This is a genomic window from Enterobacter cloacae complex sp. 2022EL-00981, assembly GCF_028737495.1.
Taxonomy (GTDB): domain Bacteria; phylum Pseudomonadota; class Gammaproteobacteria; order Enterobacterales; family Enterobacteriaceae; genus Enterobacter; species Enterobacter cloacae.
In genome coordinates, this window is sequence record NZ_JAQZRK010000002.1 from 207,327 (window position 1) to 231,179 (window position 23,853).

19 protein-coding genes are annotated in these 23,853 nt (G+C 55.9%); 5 read left to right on the plus strand and 14 right to left on the minus strand.

The features are described 5' to 3' along the window. Window positions 1-58 precede the first annotated feature (58 nt). From chrA to PUZ33_RS02880, 3 genes are all read right to left on the minus strand, one after another. Window positions 59-1,426 (minus strand): chromate efflux transporter, encoded by a 1,368-nt coding sequence (gene chrA / locus PUZ33_RS02870; RefSeq protein WP_058680428.1) that lies wholly within the window; start codon window positions 1,424-1,426, stop codon window positions 59-61. Between the two features lie 130 nt (window positions 1,427-1,556). Continuing rightward, window positions 1,557-1,868 carry a hypothetical protein gene (locus PUZ33_RS02875; RefSeq protein ID WP_045902974.1) on the minus strand — a complete coding sequence of 104 codons (312 nt, stop codon included), beginning with the start codon at window positions 1,866-1,868 and terminating at the stop codon, window positions 1,557-1,559. A gap of 252 nt (window positions 1,869-2,120) precedes the next feature. Further along, window positions 2,121-2,453 (minus strand): hypothetical protein, encoded by a 333-nt coding sequence (locus PUZ33_RS02880; protein ID WP_232519547.1) that lies wholly within the window; start codon window positions 2,451-2,453, stop codon window positions 2,121-2,123. 34 nt (window positions 2,454-2,487) lie between these two features. Between PUZ33_RS02880 and PUZ33_RS02885 the strand changes: the two genes are divergently transcribed. Next, complete coding sequence (locus tag PUZ33_RS02885; protein ID WP_062676933.1) at window positions 2,488-3,063, plus strand: hypothetical protein; 576 nt, start codon at window positions 2,488-2,490, stop codon at window positions 3,061-3,063. 27 nt (window positions 3,064-3,090) lie between these two features. Here PUZ33_RS02885 and silA read toward each other — a convergent pair whose 3' ends face one another. From silA to PUZ33_RS02905, 4 genes are read right to left on the minus strand one after another with little or no spacing between them, the layout of a single operon-like run. Beyond that, on the minus strand, window positions 3,091-6,231 hold the full coding sequence (gene silA / locus PUZ33_RS02890) for a Cu(+)/Ag(+) efflux RND transporter permease subunit SilA (protein WP_062676932.1): 3,141 nt from the start codon (window positions 6,229-6,231) through the stop codon (window positions 3,091-3,093). Window positions 6,232-6,241: 10 nt separating this feature from the next. Beyond that, window positions 6,242-7,483, minus strand: a complete 1,242-nt coding sequence (locus PUZ33_RS02895; protein ID WP_063161204.1) for an efflux RND transporter periplasmic adaptor subunit — start codon at window positions 7,481-7,483, stop codon at window positions 6,242-6,244. An 11-nt stretch (window positions 7,484-7,494) separates the two neighbouring features. Further along, window positions 7,495-7,836 carry a cation efflux system protein CusF gene (gene cusF / locus PUZ33_RS02900; protein WP_020688657.1) on the minus strand — a complete coding sequence of 114 codons (342 nt, stop codon included), beginning with the start codon at window positions 7,834-7,836 and terminating at the stop codon, window positions 7,495-7,497. Between the two features lie 27 nt (window positions 7,837-7,863). Beyond that, on the minus strand, window positions 7,864-9,249 hold the full coding sequence (locus PUZ33_RS02905) for an efflux transporter outer membrane subunit (protein ID WP_062676930.1): 1,386 nt from the start codon (window positions 9,247-9,249) through the stop codon (window positions 7,864-7,866). A 162-nt stretch (window positions 9,250-9,411) separates the two neighbouring features. Here PUZ33_RS02905 and PUZ33_RS02910 point away from each other — a divergent pair, with 162 nt between their 5' ends. Both PUZ33_RS02910 and PUZ33_RS02915 read left to right on the plus strand, forming a co-directional pair. Next, a complete protein-coding gene (locus PUZ33_RS02910) occupies window positions 9,412-10,095 on the plus strand; it encodes a copper/silver response regulator transcription factor (protein ID WP_029883300.1) in 684 nt (227 codons plus the stop codon). Then, window positions 10,085-11,542, plus strand: coding sequence for a Cu(+)/Ag(+) sensor histidine kinase (locus PUZ33_RS02915; protein ID WP_062676929.1), 1,458 nt, complete (start codon window positions 10,085-10,087; stop codon window positions 11,540-11,542). Before PUZ33_RS02910 ends, PUZ33_RS02915 begins: the two co-directional genes overlap by 11 nt. On the opposite strand, the gene PUZ33_RS02920 is transcribed toward PUZ33_RS02915, so the two are convergent. Then, entirely contained in the window at window positions 11,510-12,421 is a 912-nt protein-coding gene (locus tag PUZ33_RS02920; RefSeq protein ID WP_062676928.1) for a LysR family transcriptional regulator, read from the minus strand. The genes PUZ33_RS02915 and PUZ33_RS02920 overlap by 33 nt on opposite strands. Window positions 12,422-12,538: 117 nt before the next feature. Between PUZ33_RS02920 and PUZ33_RS02925 the strand changes: the two genes are divergently transcribed. Then, window positions 12,539-13,948 (plus strand): MFS transporter, encoded by a 1,410-nt coding sequence (locus tag PUZ33_RS02925; RefSeq protein WP_062676927.1) that lies wholly within the window; start codon window positions 12,539-12,541, stop codon window positions 13,946-13,948. A 36-nt stretch (window positions 13,949-13,984) separates the two neighbouring features. On the opposite strand, the gene PUZ33_RS02930 is transcribed toward PUZ33_RS02925, so the two are convergent. Genes PUZ33_RS02930 through PUZ33_RS02940 form a run of 3 tightly spaced genes read right to left on the minus strand, consistent with a single transcriptional unit; the run spans window position 13,985 to window position 16,709 of the window. Further along, window positions 13,985-14,980: a DUF2891 domain-containing protein gene (locus PUZ33_RS02930; protein WP_062676926.1), complete on the minus strand. Its 996-nt coding sequence runs from the start codon at window positions 14,978-14,980 to the stop codon at window positions 13,985-13,987. A 23-nt stretch (window positions 14,981-15,003) separates the two neighbouring features. Then, the gene (locus tag PUZ33_RS02935) at window positions 15,004-15,990 is read right to left on the minus strand and encodes a DUF979 domain-containing protein (RefSeq protein ID WP_013096574.1); all 987 of its coding nucleotides are present in this window, start codon (window positions 15,988-15,990) and stop codon (window positions 15,004-15,006) included. Then, complete coding sequence (locus PUZ33_RS02940; RefSeq protein WP_023619610.1) at window positions 15,987-16,709, minus strand: DUF969 domain-containing protein; 723 nt, start codon at window positions 16,707-16,709, stop codon at window positions 15,987-15,989. The genes PUZ33_RS02935 and PUZ33_RS02940 overlap by 4 nt, the downstream gene beginning before the upstream one ends. 215 nt (window positions 16,710-16,924) lie before the next feature. On the opposite strand from PUZ33_RS02940, the gene PUZ33_RS02945 reads away from it, so the two are divergent. Continuing rightward, a complete protein-coding gene (locus PUZ33_RS02945) occupies window positions 16,925-17,473 on the plus strand; it encodes a winged helix DNA-binding protein (protein WP_013096572.1) in 549 nt (182 codons plus the stop codon). A 2-nt stretch (window positions 17,474-17,475) separates the two neighbouring features. On the opposite strand, the gene glgX is transcribed toward PUZ33_RS02945, so the two are convergent. The 3 genes from glgX to treZ are packed head-to-tail and all read right to left on the minus strand — an operon-like array spanning window position 17,476 to window position 23,816. Then, the gene (gene glgX, locus PUZ33_RS02950) at window positions 17,476-19,551 is read right to left on the minus strand and encodes a glycogen debranching protein GlgX (RefSeq protein WP_062676924.1); all 2,076 of its coding nucleotides are present in this window, start codon (window positions 19,549-19,551) and stop codon (window positions 17,476-17,478) included. 15 nt (window positions 19,552-19,566) lie between these two features. Next, complete coding sequence (gene treY, locus PUZ33_RS02955) at window positions 19,567-22,035, minus strand: malto-oligosyltrehalose synthase (RefSeq protein ID WP_062676923.1); 2,469 nt, start codon at window positions 22,033-22,035, stop codon at window positions 19,567-19,569. Then, on the minus strand, window positions 22,032-23,816 hold the full coding sequence (gene treZ / locus PUZ33_RS02960) for a malto-oligosyltrehalose trehalohydrolase (RefSeq protein WP_062676922.1): 1,785 nt from the start codon (window positions 23,814-23,816) through the stop codon (window positions 22,032-22,034). Before treZ ends, treY begins: the two co-directional genes overlap by 4 nt. Between the last annotated feature and the right edge of the window lie 37 nt (window positions 23,817-23,853).

Genomic DNA, 23,853 nt, shown 5'->3' on the forward strand with positions numbered 1-23,853 from the left:
TTTCTTTAAACGTGAAGGGTAGAATGGCTGTCAGGCCCCGGTTATTCGGGGCCTTGCTCTATGTTCTGAGGAAAAGATGTAAAATCAAACCGATTACCGCACATGCGGCAATTACATGTGTGACTCTATATTTGAATCGGAATAGTGCGATGGCGGCAGCAAAAGCAATGACCGCCGCTATCCAGTCCATTTTGCCATCAAAACCCTGTGGCCAGAGCACGTGGTAGCCAAAAAAGAGTGCCAGATTCAGGATCACGCCAACCACCGCTGCGGTAATTGCCGTGAGTGGCGCGGTGAAATTAATATTGTTGTGCGTCGTTTCAATAAAAGGCCCCCCGGCGAGGATAAACAGAAACGATGGCAGAAACGTAAACCAGGTCGCCAGCACGGCCGCTACAGCACCTGCCAGGAAAAGCTGATCCGGGCCATACGCCATATTCACATAGCCACCAACAAATCCCACAAATGCCACAACCATGATAAGCGGCCCCGGCGTGGTTTCGCCCAGCGCCAGACCATCAATCATCTGCGTTGGCGTGAGCCACTGATAATGACCAACCGCGCCCTGGTAGATATAAGGCAGTACCGCATAGGCACCCCCAAAGGTCAGCAGCGCCGCCTTGGTAAAGAACCAGCCCATCTGGGTAAACGGGTGCATCCAGCCAAGGTTTAGATAGAGCATCGCCATTGGCGTTGCCCATAAAAAAACACCGGCAATGATAATCAGGGTCAAGCGTGACCATTTGAAAACCGTATGCGGAGCCACTGGCGTATGGTCATCAATAATGGCAGCACCGTAGGATTTTCGGCTGGCGTCATGGGCGTTACCCTGACCAAAATGGTCGGGGAAAAGGCGCCCACCCACATAACCCATCATTGCGGCTGACAGGACAATAACGGGAAAAGGGACATTGAGGGCGAAAATGGCGACAAACGCGGCGGCAGCGATTGCCCACTGCGTGCGGTTACGCAGCGCCCGCGAACCGATACGGTGCGCAGCCTGCACAACAATCGCCGTAATTCCCGGTTTTATGCCGTAAAAGAGACCGGCCACGACAGACAAATGGCCATACGCCACGTAAATCCACGACAGGGCAATAAGGATAAAAAGGGAAGGGAGCACAAACAGTGTCCCGGCAACCACGCCGCCCCAGGTGCGGTGCATCAGCCAGCCAATATAGGTCGCCAGTTGTTGCGCCTCCGGGCCCGGAAGCACCATACAGTAATTCAGTGCATGCAAAAAACGCTGTTCGGATATCCAGCATCGGTTTTCAACTAGCTCCTGATGCATTATCGAAATTTGTCCAGCCGGCCCGCCAAAGCTGATGAATCCCAGCTTCAGCCAGAATAAAAAGGCTTCACGGAAACTGACATGCGGAGGTGGAACGCCCGGTTCGTCGTCGACCGGAGGCAGATTGCTGTTCATGAGTATCTGAACCTGTTTTTGAATTCTGCTGAGAGAAGGATCCGCTAAGCTTATGCCATATTTATGAAAGATGAGTGATGATGGCTACGTCAGCAAACTGAGATAAGAGATTCTAAAGACAGCGGCCGTGTTAACGGTATTTCTTTTTAATTTTCCATGCTTTATAGGAAAGAAACGGAGGCTGAAAAAACCAAATGATGAACAAAGCGATCAACATCGCAACGCCCGTGGATACTACATTTTCTCTGGACGCGATGATAAGAACTATGAGGTAAACAGCTGCAAGCAATATGGTCAATAACAACGCTGCGTTAAAACGTCTGGACAAGTCAGATATCACCATATCCAGAGAAAGGGCATCTTTTGTTATGTACTTACGCAACTTCTGAAGGTCCGAGGATGTAAATCCAGATGCCAGCAGCTTTGCTTCGGTTATCGACATGTTTTCTCCATCAGCGCTGATTACTCCGTGTAATCAAGACTATCAACCAGGTAGCTCAGTGGGTAGCGTTATGTACAAACTCGTAAATGATTTTACAACAGCTATCAGTAGCCAAGGGAACACAATGAAATGACGGCCACGGAATGCTGGATTCGCCCTGAATCAACCCCAGTGCGCATAATGTATATTATGTTAAATTCGATAAATCCTTAAATCATGTCCTGTGCCTCAGCCTCTGCTCTCACATCATAATCAGTCAATGATGTCGGAAGGCTTTTCAAACTCTGGCGACCAGTAACCTCCACTTCCATGGTACGTTTCTGCCCCCAGGACGAACTGGGTACCGCAAAAGTTGCACGCAAAGTGGTAATCGACGATGTCGCCCCATATCATCTTTTCAGCACACTCACTGAAGCTGTACTGATTCCAGTCGTCCTTTGTCAGAACTTCTGACAACATCCCTTCGTTGATTGCATTTCTGGCAATACGAATTGCTTTTCGTAACTGATCGGGCGTCCGGATAACGTACTTAACACAGAGTTCACGGCAGTGCTCGCAGCTCATATGGCTGAACCTCTTTCGCATGACGGGCTGATGACGTTTATGTCATTATATTCAAATGATTAAAGCACTATATCGTCGACTAAACCACTGTAACGACCTGGCGGTAAGAATCAGCAAGGCCAATACTGCACAACTGCAACAGTTAAAAGCGGAACTGGCCGAACTGATCGGGACACCCACGGGATGCTATACCATGGGCATTCCAGCTGTTCTCAGTACCCTTGGGGTGATCGTCAGTTTTGGGATACCGCAGCTGTGGTTAGGTTACAAAGTCAGCGCCGCCCTCGGGCAGCCTGAAGAAAGCGTATTTATATGGGTGGTATTGATCGCCCTGCTGTTCTCAGGCATTAATGGCATGACGATGTTTCTGATTGGCAAAGGCCTCATGCGTGCCGTGCAGGTGCATCTTACGCTGGCGGTTATGAGCCTTGTGTTAACGTCAGTCTATCTGCTGACTGCGCTAAGCGGTGCGAGTGTTCCGGGCGTCAGTCTCATCGCGGCGCTGATAAGCATCTTTATGCTGCTGCTCAGCGGTTACTGCATCCACTCTATTTCTTTCTATAAGATGCTGCTCTTTATCCTGCACAATCGTGCCTGCCGTAAACTGTTGCACCAGACTCGTAACACGTAAAACCCCGCCATCTCTGGCGGGGTCTGTTTATTGCTTTTTATACCTGCGCAACCAGATAAGCTTATACGCCGCCGGAATGATAAACAGCGACAGCAGCGGCGCGGTGATCATCCCGCCAATCATCGGCGCGGCGATCCGACTCATAACTTCTGACCCCGTGCCGGTTCCCCAGAGTATGGGCAGCAAACCCGCAATGATAACCGCCACCGTCATCGCCTTGGGTCGGACACGCAGGACCGCGCCATGGTACAGGGCTTCATCCAACGCTTGTGCGGTGAATGTCTCCCGTCGGGATAAGGCCGGGTTCGCTTCGATGGCATGGCGCAGATACATCAGCATCACCACGCCAAACTCGGCGGCCACCCCGGCCAGGGCAATAAAACCCGTGCCAGTGGCGACAGACATATGGAAGCCCTGCCAGTACAGGAACCAGATCCCCCCGACCAGGGCGAACGGTAAACTCATCAAAATTAATAAGGCTTCATCAACGCGGCGGAATGCCAGATACAGCAGAATGAAAATGATCATCACCGTCATCGGCACCATCAGCTTCAGTTTCTTATTGGCATGTTCCAGCAGTTCAAACTGACCGGAGAATGACACGCTGGTTCCCGGTCTCAGCTTCACGTTCTGGCTGATGGCCGTCTTAAGGTCATTGACCACCGACACCATATCCCTGCCGCGGGCATCAATATAGATCCAGCTGGTTGGTCGGGCATTTTCCGTTTTCAGCATCGTCGGGCCGGAAACGACACGAATAGCCGCCACATCCCCCAGCGTGATTTGCTGCTTCATCGGGGTCAGGATCGGCATCTCTTTCAATGCCTGTGGGCTGTTCCGGTAGTCCTGAGGATAACGAATATTAATCGGGTACCGGGCCACGCCCTCGACCGTTTCCCCTACCGTCTCGCCACCAATGGCGGAGGAGACAAACAGCTGCACATCCCCCACCGTCATACCGTAGCGGGACGCTTTTTCACGATTAATATCCACATCAATGTAACGCCCGCCTTCCAGCCGCTCTGCAAGAGCAGACACCACGCCGGGTACGGTTTTGGCGACCGCTTCAATGCTCTGCGCCGTGGCGTCGATATCCGACAGAACGGTGCCTGACACCTTGATACCGATTGGGCTTTTAATCCCTGTAGAAAGCATGTCGATGCGGTTACGGATCGGCGGCACCCAGAGGTTAGCCAGACCCGGCAGACGGACGGTTTTATCGAGTTCGTCAATAATCTTGTCAATCGTCATCCCGGGTCGCCACTGATCCTCGGGTTTCAGTTGAATGGTGGTTTCCACCATTTCAAGCGGTGCGGGGTCCGTTGCAGTCTCTGCCTTACCGGTCTTGCCAAACACAGAGGCCACTTCAGGCACGGTTTTGATGAGCTTGTCCGTGGTCTGCAACAGCGCAGCCGCTTCAGCCGGAGAAACGCCCGGCAGCGTTGACGGCATATAGAGCAGATCGCCTTCGTTGATCTTCGGCAGAAACTCGCCGCCCATCTGACTCAGCGGCCAGATAACCGTGAAGATCGACAAGGCCGCCACCAGCAGGGTTGTTTTTGGCCAGTGAAGCACCCGCAGCAGCAGCGGATGATAGGCTTTAATCAGCAGCCGGTTCAGCGGGTTACTGCTCTCGGAGGGAATTTTCCCCCGGATCCAGAAGCCCATCAGAATGGGAATTACGATAATGGCCAGCGCGGCTGCACCTGCCATGGCGTACGTTTTGGTAAAGGCCAGCGGACCAAACAGTCGCCCTTCCTGACCTTCGAGGGTAAAAATAGGGATGAACGATAAGGTGATGATCAGCAGGCTAATAAACAACGCGGGGCCTACTTCAACGGAGGCGTTGGTGATCACCTTCCAGCGGGTCGCGTTATCAATCTGCTCGCCAGGGTGCTGATGATCCCACTCCTCAAGCCGTTTATGCGCGTTTTCAATCATCACGATGGCGGCATCCACCATCGCTCCCACGGCAATGGCGATCCCGCCCAGGGACATAATATTGGCGTTCAGCCCCTGGAAATGCATGACGATAAAGGCAATACACAGGCCTAGCGGCAGAGAGATAATCGCCACCAGCGCAGACCGCACATGCCAGAGAAACAGCGCGCAGACGATGGCCACCACAATAAACTCTTCCAGCAGTTTATAACTCAGGTTATCAATGGCCCGGTCAATCAGCTGGCTGCGATCGTACGTGGTAACAATCTCAACACCTTCCGGCAGGCTGGACTTCAGCGTCTCCAGTTTATCTTTTACCGCGGTAATCACTTCACGCGCGTTTTTACCCGAACGCAGGATCACCACGCCGCCCGCGACCTCTCCCTGCCCGTTAAGCTCGGCGATCCCGCGCCGCATTTCAGGCCCGGTTTGTACGCGAGCAACATCACGCAGATAAACCGGTACTCCGTTCTCGCCGGTTTTCAGGACGATGTTATTGAAATCATCAATGGTCTGAAGATAGCCGCTGGCCCGGACCATATACTCTGCTTCCGCCATTTCGACCGATGAGCCCCCTGCTTCCTGATTAGAGGATCCCAGGGCCTGCTTCACGTCAGCCAGGCTGATGCCGTATTGCGCCAGTTTCAGCGGATTGACCTGGATCTGATACTGCTTTACCACCCCGCCGACCGAGGCCACTTCCGCCACGTTCGGGATGGTTTTCAGCTCAAATTTCAGGAACCAGTCCTGCAAGGAACGCAGTTCGGACAGGTCGTGTTTTCCGCTGCGATCCACCAGCGCATATTCAAAGATCCAGCCCACGCCCGTAGCGTCTGGCCCAATTTCCGAACTGACACCAGCAGGCAGCTTCCCCTGAACCTGATTGAGATATTCCAGAACGCGCGAGCGGGCCCAGTAGAGATCGGTCCCGTCTTCAAAAATAACGTACACATAAGAATCACCAAACTGTGAAAACCCACGCACGGTCTTCGCACCCGGCACCGACAGCATGGTCGTGGTGAGCGGATACGTCACCTGGTTTTCGACAATTTGCGGTGCCTGGCCGGGGTAGCTGGTTTTAATGATCACCTGAACATCAGACAGATCGGGTAAGGCATCCACCGGCGTATTGATGATGGTCCATGTTCCCCAGACGCTAAGAAACAGCGCCCCCATCATCACCAGAAAACGGTTGGCGACAGCGCGCCGGATAATCCATGCAATCATCGTCGTCTCCTCAATGGCCTGAATGACTCTTTTCAGGCTGACGCATACGCTCCAGCGCACCGGTAATATTGGCTTCGGAATCAATCATGAACAGACCGCTAACCACCACCGACTCCCCTTCGTTGAGGCCGGATCCTACGGCGGACTGCTGCTGGGATTCGTGCAGAACGTGGATCTGCTTCGGCACAAACCGCCCTTCCGCGTCAACGGTGATGACCCGCTGTTCTTTACCCGTATCGATAACGGCCTGGGAGGGGATCAACAGCATCTCCTGGCTTTGGGTGTTCAGCTTCAGGTACGCATTCATGCCCGGCTTAAGCCGTTCGTCTTTGTTGGAAACCTGCAAGCGAACCTGCAGCGTACGGGTGGCAGGATCGACGCTTGGCAAAATGTTCCATTTTTCAACGTGAAACGATGTATCCGGGTACGCCGGGACCGAAATGTCAAACTGCGAGGAGTCTTTCAGCAGATACGCGATGGATTCAGGTATGGCCGCGCTGATCCACACCGGATCCATCCCCTGAATCTGTGCCACAACCTTATCTTTCGAAATATTCATCCCGGTACGCAGGTCAAAGCCGGTGATCACCCCGTCAATGGGGGCTTTGATGGTAAACCGGGTCTGGACCGTGCGGGTCGAGCGTAACCTTTGAATATCCGCTTCCGGCATGCCTGCCAGACGAAGCCGTTCAAGCACCCCTTTCAGCTGCGTGGGCGTGCCACCGGTGCCGGACAACAGGAGGAACTCACTCTGCGCTTCCACCCACTCCGGAATGGTGATATCGATGAGCGGGGTGCCTTTCTTCACACGATCGCCTGTCGTCAGGGGATACACTTTCTCCACAAAGCCTTCGGATCGTGCCTGCACAATCACAAACTGATATTCGTTATAACTGACGTTGGCCGGGAGGGTCTGGGCATAATTCAGCGTGCCGCGGGTTACTTTTTGCGTTTTTAATCCCAGGTTCTGAACCTGCGTCGGATCAATACGGATACCGGCACCGTTTTTATCGTCATTCTCATCCGCGTATTTAGGTACCAGATCCATATCCATAAACGGCGATTTACCGGGTTTATCGAATTTAACGTCGGGCTTCATCGGGTCATACCAGAAAAGCACCTTTCGTTCCGGCGGGGTATTTTCTGTTTTTGCTGCAGCATAAATATACTGCCACGCCGTCACTGCAATCAGCCCTCCCGCAAGAAGGCTGCCGATTATTATTGCAGCATATTTAACCTTTAACGATGCCATGCCGTGTCTCGCTATTTAATGCTTTTGAGTAAAGAGATATTGCCCTGCTGCACAAAAGAAAATTTCACGCGGTTGCCGACTTTTACGGCCTTAATACTTTCGTCTGCGTCAGTAAAGGTGAAACGCATGGTCATGGCGGGCCAGCCAATTTCCGGGATGGCTTCATGAGCGATCGTTACCTTTTTGTTTGTGAGATCAATGTCCTTTACGATGCCAGTCCCGGAGACAACCTGCTCTGTGGCCCCTTCGCTGGCAGCACTCATCTCTGCATGCTGATGAACCTCGGCCTGCAGGCCGGCAGAAAACATCATGGAGATCGCACCGAATACAACGGCCTTCATTGAATTACGCATATTATTTTCCTGTTGAGTTAATTAAGGTTATTCGACCCAACCGCCGCCCAGTGCGGTGAAGAGATTAATTTCATTAACCTGTCGGGCATAAATAAGGTCGAGAATGTTTTGCTGCGTAGAAAACAGCGCGCGTTCCGCGTCTAATACTTCGATATAACTGACCGCACCGCGGGTATATAACCCTCTGGCACGCTGCAGGGTGATGTTTAGCGAATCAAGATACCGCTGTTGCGCAGCAAGTTGCTGGCTGAGGCTGTCCCGCAGTGCGAGCGCGTCGGCGACCTGTTTAAAGGCGGACTGAATTTTTTGTTCGTAATTTACAACCGACTGCTGCTGGCGAATGTCGGCCAGCTTCAGGTTGGCTTTATTCCTGCCCGCATTAAAAATGGGAATGTCTATTTTGGGAATAAAATTCCACATGCCGCTGCCGGACGTGAAGAGGCCAGATAATTCCGTGCTGCCCGTTGAAAGCCCGCTGGTCAGGGAGATGGACGGGAAAAAGGCAGCGCGCGCCGCGCCAATATTCGCATCGGCCGCTTTAAGCTGATACTCCGCCTCCATAATATCCGGGCGTTGCAACAATATTGCCGATGAAAGGTGCGGTGGTATTTTTACCGGCACAATATCGCTGGCGTTCATTCCGCCGTCGCCAGGTAGCGCGCGATACGTTCCGAGGACCAGCTGCAGGGCATTATTAGCCTGTGCCAGCTCCCCCTCTCTTTTGGCAATGTCTGCCCGGGTACTTTCGATCTGCCCCCGGGCCTGCTCCAGCGCCAGCACGTTCGTGCTTCCCGTCACCAGCTGTTGCTCAACGAAGGCGTAAGACTGCTGATAATTTGACAGCGTATCGCGCGCGATACGCAGCTGTTTGTAGGCCAGCTGCTGGTTGAAATAGCTCTGGGACACATTAGCGACAAGCAAAATATGCACGGTACGACGGGCTTCTTCGCTGGCGAAAAAGTTCTGTCGGTCGGCATCGCTCATGTTCTTTAGCTTGCCAAAAAAGTCGAGTTCGTAGCTAAGCGCAAGTCCCGCGTCGTACTGCTGTGAGGTGGGTTTGTCACTCTTTAGCCCCCCGCTGTAAGTGACGCCCGAGGAGGCGTTCAGTTGAGGATAACGATCCGCATCCGTCACGTTGAACTGCGCCCGGGCCTCTTCAACCTTCAGCGCGGCCATTTTTATATCGCGGTTGTTCTTCAGGGCCTCTGTAATCAATCCCGCGATTTGCGGATCGACGAAGAAGTTGCGCCAGCCGGTGTCCTGATACATGCCCTCCACGGGCGTCAGGCTGTTACGCGACAGCGAAAACTGCTGGGGTACCGGTGACGTCGGGCGCTGGTATTCAGGGGCCAGCGAGACGCATCCTGTCAGGATAAATACCGTAGTGATGCTTAGTCGTTTTAGCAGGAACATAGCGGTTCAGATGAATTCCAGAGTATTTTTAGGGCTACTCTACTGAACGCGTCCTGTTTGACGGGTGACAGGATAATGACAATGTTGTCATTTATGGCGTAAGTCATTGTTAACGGTCACGGGTGCAATAGAATGTGCTGAGCAGCCAGTCGGGGAAGCGTGATGAAAATATTGATTGTTGAAGACGAAATTAAAACCGGTGAGTACCTCAGCAAAGGGCTTACGGAAGCGGGCTTTGTGGTGGATCGCGCTGACAACGGCCTGACCGGCTACCATCTCGCCATGACCGCCGATTATGACCTGCTCATTCTGGATATCATGCTTCCTGATGTGAACGGCTGGGATATCATCCGCATGCTCCGCTCTGCCGGAAAGGGAATGCCGGTCCTGTTGCTGTCGGCTCTTGGCACCATTGAACACCGGGTGAAAGGCCTGGAACTGGGGGCGGATGATTACCTGGTTAAGCCCTTTGCCTTTGCTGAGCTGCTCGCCCGGGTCAGAACGCTGTTACGACGCGGCAATACGGTGATCGCCGAGAGCCAGTTTACGGTGGCAGATCTGAGCATCGACCTCGTATCAAGGAAGGTAAACCGCGCCGGAAACCGCATTCTGCTCACCAGCAAGGAGTTCAGCCTGCTGGAGTTTTTTGTTCGCCATCAGGGTGAAGTGCTGCCCCGCTCGCTGATTGCCGCGCAGGTCTGGGATATGAATTTCGACAGCGACACCAACGCGATTGACGTCGCGGTGAAGCGGTTACGCGCCAAAATCGATAACGATTATGAACCGAAGCTGATCCAGACGGTACGCGGCGTGGGCTATATGCTGGAGGTTCCGGATGCAGAGTAAGCCCGCCAGACGCCCCTTCTCCCTGGCTCTGCGCCTGACGTTCTTTATCAGCCTCTCCACCATTCTGGCTTTTTTCGCGTTTACCTGGTTTATGCTCCACTCCGTTGAAAAGCACTTTGCTGAGCAGGATATCAGCGATCTGCAACAAATCAGCCGCGCCATGCACCGCATACTGCAGTCACCCGCGGATCCGGATGAAAAGAAAATCAGCAAAATAAAAGAGTCGCTGGCCAGCTATCGCAACGTTGCCGTCCTGCTGCTCGATCCCCGTGGCAATGTGCTCTTCAGCTCACAGGGCGAGGCCATCCGGCCAGCGGTGAATACCGCGGATTTCAGCGCCCATCGCCGCGCGCAGGATGTCTTTCTCTGGACGGTGGAGGATGCAGGCAAGGCGATGCACGCCGGGTCCGACATGAAGATGGAAACATACCGGATTATCGCCTCGTCCGGCACGGCGACATTGCAGGGAAAAGAACAACACTATGTCATGCTGATCGGCCTCTCCATTAATTTTCATCTTCACTACCTTGAGGCGCTGAAAAAGAACCTGATTGCCATCGCGGTGGCGATCAGCCTGCTGATTATTCTGCTCATTCGCATCGCGGTACGTCAGGGACACCTGCCCCTGCGTAACGTCAGCAATGCGATAAAAAATATCACCTCAGAGAATCTGGATGCGAGGATTGAGCCGTCGCGGGTGCCGGTTGAGCTGGAGCAGCTGGTGATCTCGTTTAACCACATGATTGAAAAAATTGAGGATGTCTTTACCCGCCAGGCAAATTTCTCTGCCGATATCGCCCATGAGATCAGAACCCCGATCACCAATCTGGTAACGCAAACGGAAATTGCGTTAAGCCAGAACCGCTCGCCGAAAGAGCTGGAGGATGTGCTGTACTCCAGCCTTGAAGAGTACAACCGGATGACCCGCATGGTCAGCGATATGCTGTTCCTGGCCCAGGCGGATAATAATCAGCTGATCCCTGACAGGGTAACCTTTGATTTGAGCGCAGAGGTGATAAAAGTCTTTGATTTCTTCGAAGCCTGGGCGGAAGAACGCCATATCACGCTGCGTTTTAACGGCACGCCCTGCCTGATAGACGGCGATCCGCAGATGTTCCGAAGAGCCATCAATAACCTGCTCTCCAATGCCCTGCGCTATACGCCGGACGGAGAAACGGTGACCGTGTCGGTAAGCGAAAAGGAAAATGTGTGCGAGCTGATCGTTGCCAACCCCGGCAAGCCGATCCCTGAGGCGCATTTGCCCCGGCTGTTCGACCGCTTTTACCGGGTGGATCCGTCCAGACAGCGAAAAGGCGAAGGCAGCGGGATCGGCCTGGCGATTGTGAAATCCATCATCACCGCGCATCACGGCAACGTGCGTGTGGAATCCGATGCTGTGACGACCCGTTTTATATTATCGGTGCCGCGACTGATGGCACACCGCTAGCACCTTCTCTCTGAGCCACCGGTGGCCCGGATCCTGTTCCATCCGCGGGTGCCACATCTGAGATACGGTAATGGTCCGGGTGTTGAACGGCAGTTCAAAGATGTGCACGTTCTCGCTCATCGGTTGATTGAGCAGATACAACGCCGGGACCATCGCAATCAGATCGGACGCCAGCGCCACGGATAACGCAGTCGGAAAACCGGGCACCACGCTGGCGATTTTGCGTTTCATCCCCCGCGCGGCCAGGGCATCATCAACAAAACCGTGTGATGAGCCATTTGGCGCGGTCACCACATGACCCCAGGCGACATAATCCTCAAGGCTGACTGCTGGCAGCGCCGCCAGCGGATGCCCTTTGCGCACCGCGCCTACAAAGCGGTCCTCAAAGAGCCGCTGCAGACGAATTTCGGGCCCCATGTTGCTCTGCACACCAATTTCCAGGTCAACCAGCCCCTCCCGCAGATAACGCGACGTTTTCTCCGGTTTTGGGGCAAAGCGGATGCAGACATCCGGCGCCGCTTCCGCAACGGCCGCAATCAGCAACGGGCCAAACGCCACCACAAAGCCATCATTGGCTCTGACAGTAAACACCCGTTCAATATTTTCTGCCCGGAAGGTGTCCGTTGAAGGCTGCAGCACCGCCCTTGCCTCATGCAGCGTATGTCGGGCGCGATCCCGGGTGGCTTCGGCCCACGGAGTCAGCACCATCTGACGCCCGGCCCGCACCAGAATCGGATCGCCGGTGACCTCACGAAGCCTGCTCAGCGTGCGGCTCATGGCTGAGGTGCTCAGGTTAAGACGCCGCGCCGCCCCCGCCACGCTGGCTTCAGCCAGCAGGATGTCGAGCGCGACAAGCAAGTTGAAATCAGGATCGGTCACAAAACCTCCTCATACAGGGCGTTTGATGCAACGTATAAGTGCAAATGCTGCGTCTTCCGCCCTGTATAACCCATTACTATAGTGTCGTCATCAACATTCTTGCCTGGAGATAACACGATGACGCTCTTTTCAAACCAACCCGGCGACGAAGGGTTACCGGGACATGAACGCGCCCGGGTGATGGCTGCGGTGATGACCACCACGTTGATGGGCGTATTCGATGGCACCATGATCAACATTGCCCTGCCATCAATGGCCAGCGCGATGCAGGTGCCCGCGAATGTCGCAGTCTGGTTCGCCAACGGTTACCTGCTGTCTGCGGCAATGACGTTAGCCATCTTCGCCGCACTCGCCGCGCGCGTCGGTTATCGCCCGGTGTTTCTGGCAGGACTGGCTACGTTTACCCTGACCTCGCTCGGCTGCGCGCTGGCAACAACGCCGGAAATGCTGATCGGGATGCGTATTTTGCAGGGTATCGGCGGCGCGGCCACGCTGAGTATTGCCCCGGCGATCCTGCGCTCGGTATTCCCTGGACGGCTGCTTGGCCGCATTCTGGGGCTGCACGCCCTGCTTATCGCCGCCAGCACCGCTATTGCACCGGTGCTGGGCGGAACAATACTCGACGTACTGAGCTGGCAATGGCTGTTCGCGATCAACATTATTCCCGGCACCGTTGCCCTGCTGCTGGCCTGGAAAGCGCTGCCGCGGGCGACGGCCTCTGATAGGTCCCCGTTTGACGTGCCCGGTGCCCTGTTGTCCGTGATCCTGCTGGGGTCGATGATCATGGCGGCAAACAGCGTAGAGAATAGAGCGCACGCCATCAGCACGGTTTGCTGGGCACTTGTCGCCACGGTCAGCCTCATCGCTTTTGTCTGGCATATCCGCCGTGCCCGGAGCCCCATACTGCCGCCGGTGATATTCAGCAACGGACGGTTTACCCTCGCCGCGCTAACCTCGCTGGCCTCGTTTGTGAGTCAGGGCATTACCTTTATCGCGCTGCCGTTTCTGTTTCAGAGCGTGTACGGCTATAGCCCGGCGATCTCCGCTTTACTGTTCACCCCCTGGCCGATAGGTATCGTACTCATTGCGCCGCACGCGGGCCGTTGGGCAGACACGATCTCCGCCCCGTTGATCTCCACGCTTGGACTGATGATTTTTGTCGTTGGGTTGATTTTGCTGGCGACGCTGCCTGCCCGCCCTTCAGCCTGGGATATCTGTCTCAGGAGCCTGGTGTGCGGTATCGGCTTTGGCTGTTTCCAGAGTCCCAATAACCGTGAAATGCTCTCTAACGTTGCCCGGGAGTACGCCAGCTATGCTTCCGGGGTATTGTCCATCGTCAGAACGTTCGGCCAGTGTCTCGGTGCCGCCGTGGTGGGAGTTTTGCTGGCTGCGACCGCAGGGTCAGATCATCAAATGCTGGATGACGGTGCCGTTCATATTGCGCTGTGGATCGCGGTGATCGCGTCAACTGCGTCAGTATTATTTAGCGTTAGCCGACTGCGTCGCGCGCGACAGGCTACGGCATAAATGCCAGGGCAGCGTCCTGCGACGCTGCCCCCATATTTACTCCAGCGCCAGCAGCGCAAAACTCGCCAGCCAGTGCCCACCGCTGTAGTGGCTGCCGACAACATGCCCGACGCTCGCCGTCAGGTGTTTCGCCACCGCATCACGCAGCACCTGCTGCGCCGGATGATCCTCCGGCAGCGCATTGGCAATATGTTTCATGCACCAGGCGCGGCTGAGGTTTAATCCGTCCAGATGCGCAATTTTGGGGTCGGTACGGTCGCTTACTTCTGCCGGGTTCATCAGCGCTGAAACAGCCCCGATATTCGGCAGAAACGCGTCGAACCAGGCCGGGAAATTCTCCGCGACCTTGCTCATCAGCAGAGCCTCTGTCAGCGCGCCGGATACATACTCATCACCACCCGGTTCATAGTGAGCCGGATACTGGGTATCCGCGTGATAAAACCGCGTCGCCGCCCCCAGAATGGCACTCTCCAGCGCGTTATCTTCCACCGCCCGGGCGTAATCGATCCCCAGCGCGAGGGCAAACGCGGTGTTGTAATGCGTGCCAACCCGGATCGGGTACGTCAGCTTACTGAGGTAATCCACCAGACGGTTGCGAATGTCCTGCGTTAACGGCGCAAGCGTCTGATACCAGCCTGCCGCCTGCGGCAGCGATGACTGTTTCAGCTCCTGGGCCAGTGCCAGCAGCCAGCCGTAGCCATACGGACGCTCGAACGAGGCGCGGAACGGCGCGTTGAAATAGGCCAGCTCCTGCGCCACCTTTTCTGGCGTGAGATGGTCGGCAAACAGCGTGATAATGTCATCCCGGCACGACAGTTCCGGGTAGAGGCGCAGGCAGCGCAGCAGCAGCCAGTAGCCGTGTACCGCCGAGTGCCAGTCAAAACAGCCATAAAAAATGGGATGCAGTTCGCGCGGCGGCAGGACGTCCCCGTCATCATTGAGCAGATGCATAATATGGTTCGGGTATTCCTGGCGCAGATAGGTCAAAGGCATTCTGGCAAAAGCATCAGCCTGGTGTTGCGTTAATTCCATCACAGCTCCTTAGGTTGCCACGCTTAGCGAAACACGAGGAAATACATTAAGAACACGTTGACCACCAGCAGGGTTAACGCGGTCGGGATCTGGATCTTAATGACCTGATATTTGTCTTTCAGCTCCAGTAACGCGGCGGGAACGATGTTGAAGTTCGCCGCCATCGGCGTCATCAGCGTGCCGCAATAGCCAGCGTACATACCAATCGCCAGCAGCGGTGCCGGATTACCGTGATGCACGTGGATTAGAAACGGTAAGGCGATACCGGCGCTGAGCACCGGGAAGGCCGCAAAGGCATTACCCATGATCATGGTGAACAGCGCCATGCCGACGCAGTAAATCACCACCAGCATAAAGCGGCTGTCCGGGTTCACAAACAGGCTGACCACCTTCTGCACGGAGTTGCCGGTATTGGCCACCACAAAAACCCCGCCCAGCATGGCCAGCATCTGCGGCAGGATCACCGCCCAGCCAATGGTATCCACCAGGCGGCGAGACTGACGGACGGCATGCAGCGGCGTTCCTTTTGTCAGCCACCAGCCGGTAAGAATTGCCGCCACACAGGCCACGCACAGCGCCGCCAGCGTGAGCTGTTTTTGATCGAGCAGGTAAACTCCGCCAATCGACACCCCTTTCAGGAACAGCGTGCCGATAACCGTCACCACCGGGATCATCAGGGCCGGTAAAAACAGCCAGTTTTTCAGCCGGTTTGATGAGGCAATACGCTCAGGCTCACTGGCCATTTTGTACTGCCCTTTACCGACCAGCCCAAAGCCTGCCAGAAGGGCAATTACAATCACGGCGCCGCCAATGATCCGGTACGCCAGCGAGCGGCCCAGCTCCTGCACCATCAGGTCACCGAACAGGAAGATCCCACCGAACAGAAACCAGAACAGTGCCGTGGTAAAACGTTTGGGGTTGGCGCGATCGCGCAGGGTCATGACCACCAGCAGCATCACGACAAAGCCAATCAGGTAGTACACGCGGTTAATGGTGAGCAACGTCATCATGGCGCGATCTCCTGCGTTCCCTGCCCGGCTTTCCAGGCCATCACGTCACGGCGGATGCTGGCATCCAGCCTCAGCAGACGCGTCATATGAATAATCAATGCCGCAATCGCCGTCGGGATCGCCCACAGGCCGATATGCAGCGGTTCAATACCCTGAATACCGTTCTCCTTCAGGAAAGCGTCGATCAGCAGCACCGCCCCGAAGGCGATAAAAATATCCTCGCCAAAGAACACCGCGATATTGTCACACGCGGCGGCATGGGCTTTGATTTTGTCGCGAATATGCTGGGGCAGTTCGCCGTACTCGTTCAGCGCCGCCCCTTCGGCCATCGGTGCCAGCAACGGACGCACCGTCTGGGCATGACCGCCCAGCGACATCAGCCCCAGCGCGGCCGTCCCCTCGCGGGCGACAAAATAGATCATCAGAATACGCGCCGAAGTGGCGCTGGCGATCTTCGCCACCCACGCCTGTGCGCGCTCTTTTAGACCGTAATATTCCAGCAGACCAATAACCGGCAGGATCAGAATGAATGTAGCCAGAGAGCGGCTGTTGACGAACTTCTCGCCGAAGGTTTCCAGCAGCATGCCGAAATCCATCCCAACCAGCAGACCCGTCGCCAGCCCCGCTACCACGACCACCAGTAGCGGGTTGAAGCGCAGGGCAAAACCAATAACCACCACCGGGATCCCGATAAGCGGCAACAGTGTAGAACCGTCCATAAACGTTACCCTATCCAAAGTGAGCGTTGCGCGCCGACGGCTATTTTTTTAATTTGCGGCGAGCGATGTTGTGTTTTCCGTCAGGCTTCGAAAACCTGCGTTAAAAAGCTATATCTGAACCGCAAAAACATGTAAACAATTTATCAATAAAATGTTCTTATTTTATCGATGAGTTTACATTTCCGGGCAACAGCCACACTCCCGTAAGGAACGTTATGACCCTGAAGAAAAGTGCTGCATCAATGAATCACGACGACATTAACGACGGCCGGATCGTCTCCTCCCGCCATCTGGTTTCCGAGCGCTGCGCGGAGCTATCGGAGCTGGAGTACGCGCTGATCATGACCAGTAACGCGTTCAATAAATGGATGGTGCGCTGCATGACCGCGGCCGGTGAGCCGGATATGGGGGCCTTTGACGTCTCGCTTTTGCATCATGTGAATCACCGCAATCGCAAGAAGAAGCTGGCCGATATCTGTTTTGTGCTCAACGTGGAAGACACCCACGTGGTGACCTACGCGTTGAAAAAGCTGGTCAAGGCGGGCTACGTCACCAGTGAAAAAGCAGGAAAAGAGCTTTTCTTTTCCACCACGGAGGCGGGAAAAGCACTGTGCATGAAATACCGGGATGTGCGCGAAGCGTGTCTGATCAACATACATGCCGAAAGCGGGATTTCGGGTGCCGCTATCGGTGACACCGCCCAGCTGCTGCGCACCATTTCATCCCTGTATGACACCGCCGCACGGGCGGCGGCATCACTTTGACATCACGGGCGTCTGAAGAGAGTAATACTGCGCCCCGCCAGTTCGTAATCCACGGTCCGGGTGATGACCTCGCCCGTGGCAACTTCCCCCGCCGTGGAGAGTTCCAGCACCCAGCCTCCTTCACCAAACTGCGGGATCTGGAACGACACGGCGCCTTCGAACGGGTTGAACAGCATCAGCACGTCGTGCCAGATCCCCACCTCCTGGATGAGATCGGGCCGGCTGATGGAGACGCCGATTGTCGAGCCTTCCTCCCATTGCTCAGACTGCTGCGGTCCTCCTCCGGCGTTAAACCAGCGGATCTCAAGACCGTCTCGCCAGCTCTCCCGGCGCAGCAGCGGCTGTTTCGCGCGCAGCGCAATCAGGTGCCGGGTAAACTCACGCAGCGCGACGTCGTTTTCTGACAACCCTTTCCAGTTGATCCAGGAGATCTCGCTGTCCTGGCAATAGCCGTTGTTGTTCCCTTTTTGCGTCCGGCCAAACTCATCCCCGGCCAGCAGCATCGGTGTACCGTGGGAGAACAATAGCGTGGTGAGGAAGTTCCGTTTCTGCCGTTCACGGGTGGCAATAATGTCGGGGTTCTCGGTCGGGCCTTCCTCGCCATAGTTATACGCGCGGTTATCGTTATGCCCGTCGTTGTTCTCTTCACCATTATCGGCGTTGTGTTTCTCGTTGTACGACACCAGATCGTTCAGCGTGAAGCCGTCATGCGCGGTAATAAAGTTGACGCTGGCCCACGGGCGACGCCCGCGTAAATCATAGAGATCGCCCGAGCCCAGCAGGCGGGCGGCAAAATCAGTGGGAACGTTATCGCCCCGCCAGTATTCGCGAACGGTATCGCGATATTTGTCGTTCCACTCGCCCCAGCCGGGCGGGAAGCCGCCCACCTGATAGCCGCCGGGGCCGATATCCCAGGGCTCACCAATGAGCTTGAGTTTTGATAAAACCGGATCCTGGGTCATGGCATCAAAGAAGCCGCCGCGCGGATCGAACCCTTCTGGCTCGCGCCCCAGTATCGTGCCCAGATCGAAGCGAAAACCGTCGATATGCATCGATTCCGCCCAGTAGCGCAGCGAATCCATGATCATCTGCAGCACACGCGGGTGTGAGGTGTTCACCGTATTCCCCGTGCCGGTGTCATTGATGTAATAGCGATGCTGATCCGGCAAGGTGCGGTAATAGCTGTAGTTATCGATACCCTTGAACGAGAGCGTCGGGCCAAGCTCATTGCCCTCTGCCGTGTGGTTATAGACCACATCCAGAATCACCTCGATACCCGCGTCATGATAGGCGCGGACCATATCGCGAAAACCCTGGATCCCCGCCGGGCCGTAATAGCGTGACGCGGGCGCAAAAAAGCCCAGCGTGTTATAGCCCCAGAAATTCTTCAGGCCGCGGTCCAGCAGGTGCTGATCGTCCGGGAACCAGTGAACCGGCAGCAGCTCGACGGCGGTGATACCCAGACTTTTGATGTAATCGACCGAGGCTTTATGCCCCATGCCTTCAAAGGTGCCGCGCAGCTCGGGCGGTATCGCCGGGTTGAGCTGGGTAAAGCCTTTCACATGGCTCTCATAGACCACGGTATGCGGCCAGGGGATCGCTGGCCGCTGATGGTCCTGCCAGTCAAACGCATTCGGATCGATGACCCTGCATTTTGGGGTGAACGGCGCGCTGTCACGCGTATCAAAGCTCAGATCCAGCGCATCATGACCCAGTTCGTAGCCAAAATGGGCATCATTCCAGTCGATATCGCCCACCAGTTCACGAGCATAGGGATCGATGAGCAGCTTATGCGGGTTAAAGCGATGCCCGTTTTCCGGGTCATACGGCCCGTAGACGCGATAGCCATACAGCGCGCCGGGCTGGAGGTCGGGCACATAGCCGTGCCAGATCTCGTGGGTATATTCCGGCAGCTCCAGACGGGCGATTTCCGTTTTACCGGAGGGGTCAAACAGACAGAGCTCCACCCGCTCGGCGTGAGCTGAAAAAAGCGCGAAGTTAACCCCTTTCCCGTCATAATTTGCACCCAGCTGCTGGCCATGACCGGCCCGTATGTCAAACGTATTTTCCTTTGCCATTTTCGTTCTCCACGATTATTCGCAGGTAAGCAGAACTAACAAACTTCCTGTTTCAGACGTTAAATCCAGCGTCTCCCGCAGCGCCCGACGTTCACCGGTAAACAGATCCCGGTAGCGTTTCCCGGAAAGCTCTTCGGGGATGACGACCGAAGTGTTGGCCCACAGCGTTTCGTTTGTGGGGGTAGCAAAAACCAGACGCGGTACGGCAACAATCAGCGCCTCCCCGTCCTTCACGCGCGCGTAGACAATCAGGTTTTCCTCGCGTTCGCCGCTGACCTTCAGCGGCAGCCAGTCGCCGTACTGGAAGAGCGATAAATAGTGCTGCCGGACGCGTAACAGCGTGGCGGTGACATACTGCTTCACCCTGCCGTTTCGCCACTGCTGTTCGTCGGCAAAGAGCTTTGCGTCGGCGCTGCTCAGGTTTTGCCTAAGCGTGGCGAAATCCGGCTCCAGCCGGTTATCCGGGTCGACCAGGCTAAAATTAAGCGCCTCGCTTCCCTGATAGATGTCTGGTACGCCCGGCGCCGTCAGTTTGATCACCGTCTGGCTCAGGCTGTTCATCAGCCCGGCGCGGATAAAGGGTTGCAGGGAGGACGAGAAATCATGCAGGAACAGCGTGTTCTCAGGGGACAGCAAGTGCCGGACGTAATTCAGCACCACGCTCTCATAGCCCTCATTGCTGTCGATCCAGTCGGTACGCTGTTTGGCCTCGCGCAGCGCTTTCTCAATAAACCCGAGGAAACGCGCTTCGAGAGACTTTAGCCCTTCACTATCGTCAGGCGACAACGTTGCAGGCCAGACGCCCGCCAGCGCCTGGTAGATCATCCAGGTATCGGCCGCGTTTGGCGCGGTACCGTCATTGAGAAAACGCACCTGGGTCTGGTTCATCTGTCGCCAGCGCGCCAGATTTTCGCCCCACTGTTCCGGGGCTTCCGTCAGGGTGTAGAGGCGTGCCCGCGCGTCTTCCCCGCGCTTGGTGTCGTGCGTGGAGGTCCCCAGCAGCGCATCGGGCTGACGGGCCAGACGGATGCGCATCTCCTGGTGAAAGCGGGATAACGAGAACGCGCGCGGGGTGGGATCGGCCCCCACTTCGTTCAGGGCGAGCTCGAGGTTATGGCGGAAAAAGAGCGTATCTTCCACCGATTTCGCCATCAGCGGCCCGGTAAGCTGCTGGAAGCGGGTTCTGAACAGCGAGGCCGCATCGCGGCTGCTGGCGTCCAGGTCGCCGGTGAGGATCCTCACCAACAGGCTTAACGCCGGTTCCGGTGCGTCGACGCTGGCAACAACGCGGTTCAACAGCGCGACATCCGGAGCGGTTAACCCGTCGGCGGTGCCGTAGGTGCGGTAGACCGGAAACGCAATCAGCAGTTCGCGCAGCGTGTAACGTATGTCGTCCTGCGGCACGTCAATGTCGTTGCATCGGGCAAGGTCGGTAGCAATGTTAAGCAGCGTGGTGAATTCACCCTCAAAATTGCGATCGGTCATCAGCCCTTTAGCGTTGCGAAGTTCCGCATGGCGATCGACCGTCACGCCCAGCGTCTCGTCGTGGATTTTTTCCAGCCGCCCGAGGTTATTATCGTCGACCAGCACTTCGGCCAGCGAGGCGATAAACTCATATCCGGTGGTGCCGGATACCGGCCATTCCGCAGGCAGTTGTTCCCCTTTGGCGAGAATTTTCTCCACCGTGATATAACAGTCGGGACCGGTTGCCTGCCGTAACCGCTGCAGGTAACCCAGCGGGTCGGCCAGCCCGTCGATATGGTCAATGCGCAACCCGTCGACAATGCCGGTATGCACGAGCTCGAGGATCAGGCGATGCGTATCCTGAAACACCCCCTCGTCTTCCACTCTGACGCCCACCAGGCCGGTAATTTCAAAAAAGCGCCGCCATGAGAGCTGTTTCGGCGCTTCCCGCCAGGACATCAGCCGCCAGCTCTGCGCCTCGTGGATCGCCTCGATGCTTTTCTCCGCAGCCCATGTTCCGGGGTTAAGCGGATAGGCTGTGTCATAGTAGACCAGCGCGGTCTCACCGGTGACACTGTCACGTTTCAGAGCAATTGCCCCCTTCTCCAGCTCGGCCTCAAAGGTATCGCCAAGGAACGGCAGCGTCAGCGGGCGCGACCAGTCGATATCAAAATAGTGCGCGTAACGGCTTTGCTGACCAAACGCGATAACATCCCGCCACCAGCGGTTTTCCAGCGAGGTCGACATATGGTTAGGGACGATGTCCAGAATGAGCCCCATTCCCGCCTGCCTGAGTGCCGCCGTCATGCGGTCGAAACCGGCGCGCCCGCCAATGGCAGGATCGATTTCGTTAGGATCGGTGACGTCATAACCGTGGGTTGAACCGGTGGTGGCGGTAAATATCGGTGAGGCATAGAGATGGCTGATCCCGAGGTCTTTAAGGTATGGCACCAGCTCCACCACGCGGTCAAAGGTCATGCCATTGCGGAACTGTATTCGGTATGTGGCACAAGGGATCATGATGCGTCTCCATCTGCAAAACGAACGACAATGCTGTTCGGCGCTAACACCTCAGCGGCCTCCGGCCAGCTAAAGAGCGTTTCGCCTGCCAGCGCAGGAACGTCAACGGGCTTATTACCGATATTCAGCGCCAGCGACAATGTACCCGTCGGGAAAGACCAACTCACCGCCACCATACCGGGAGCTGTCTTAACGATTTTGCCCTCAACGGTGCCGCCAGGGCGAAGTAACGGCACAAGATAGCGATGCCGCAGGACCAGCAGGCTTCGCGTGAAGCGCAGCCAGGATTTACCCTGCGCAGTCGTCACGTTGTGCCAGTCCAGTTTTGAGCGGGCAAAAGTCTGCTCGTCATTCGGATCCGGTACATCGCCATCGTGTCCGCTGTGGCCGGTAAACTCTTTTGCCCGCCCTTCCCGCACGGCTTTCGCCAGATCGCCATGAAAATCCGTAAAGAACAGGAACGGGTTGGTTTCGCCATACTCTTCGCCCATAAACAGCAGCGGGATATGGGGTGACAGCAGCAGCGCGGCGAGCAGAACGCGGGTTTTATCCGCGCCCGCAAGGGTAATAAGCCGTTCGCCCTGGGCGCGGTTACCGGTTTGATCGTGGTTTTGAATAAAATCGACAAAGAAGGTCGGCGGCTGGGTGTGGCATTCCACCCCGCGTGAGTGTCCGGTCTGCAAAGAGACCTCACCCTGATAGACAAATCCTTCTGCGAGTGCTCTGGCGAATTTTTTTTCCGGTTCGAAGGCAAAATCCTGATAGTAGGCATGCGTTTCGCCGGTGGCAAAGACGTGGGCGGCGTTGTGGAAATCATCATTCCACTCGGCGGTAAACAGCGGCGTGGCTCCCTTCTCATCCCGAGGATGCAGGAAAATCACGTTACGGCTGTCCTCGGTGGTGAGATGGATATGACGATCCGGGAGCGCTTCGCGGATCGTTTCCGCGATCTGCTGAAGAATATGTTTCGACGCCGTATCTTTAATCTGGTCGATGGCATCAAACCGTAAGCCATCCAGACGGTATTCGGTCAGCCAGAACAGGGGCGCGTCAAGAATGTAGTGTCTGACTGGCTCCCGTTCATAGGCGATACCGTTACCCCACGGTGTCATTCTCTGCGCATCAAAAAACGCGGGTGACAGCAAGGGTAAGTAGTTTCCTTCCGGGCCGAAATGGTTGAGTACGATATCCAGCACGACAGAAAGGCCCAGGCCGTGCGCCGCATCGATGAACGCGTGAAAATCCTCCGGCGTGCCATAGGCGGAGTGCGGGGCATACAGCAATACGCCGTCATAACCCCAGCCGCGGCTGCCGCCGAACTGTGAAACCGGCATGACTTCAAGCTGGGTGATGCCGAGTTCAGCCAGATACGGCAGCTTGTCGATAGCCGCCCGGAAGGTGCCCTGCGGTGTAAAGGTGCCAATATGCAGTTCGTAAATCACCGTCTCTTCCCACGGTCGCCCTGCCCAGTCTGGGTTGTTGGGCTGATAGCGGCCGGGGTCAATCACCACGGAGGGGCCATTAACGTCCCCTTTCTGCGCCCGCGATGCGGGGTCAGGTACCGCCATGCCGTCCTGTAAAACGAACTGATACTCGGTGCCATGCGTCACGCCAGGTACGTCAATCTGGAACCAGCCGTTACCGACCGCCGTCATGGGCAGATCGCGTTCTGCCAGGCGTAGCGTAAGTTGTTGTTGTCCCTCAGCCCAGACGCGAAAACGTACAACGTCACCGGAAATAAACTCAGCACCCCACTGCTTTTGAAATGTCCTGAATTCCATTCATTGTCCTCGAATGACCCACATTTTACGCGGAATG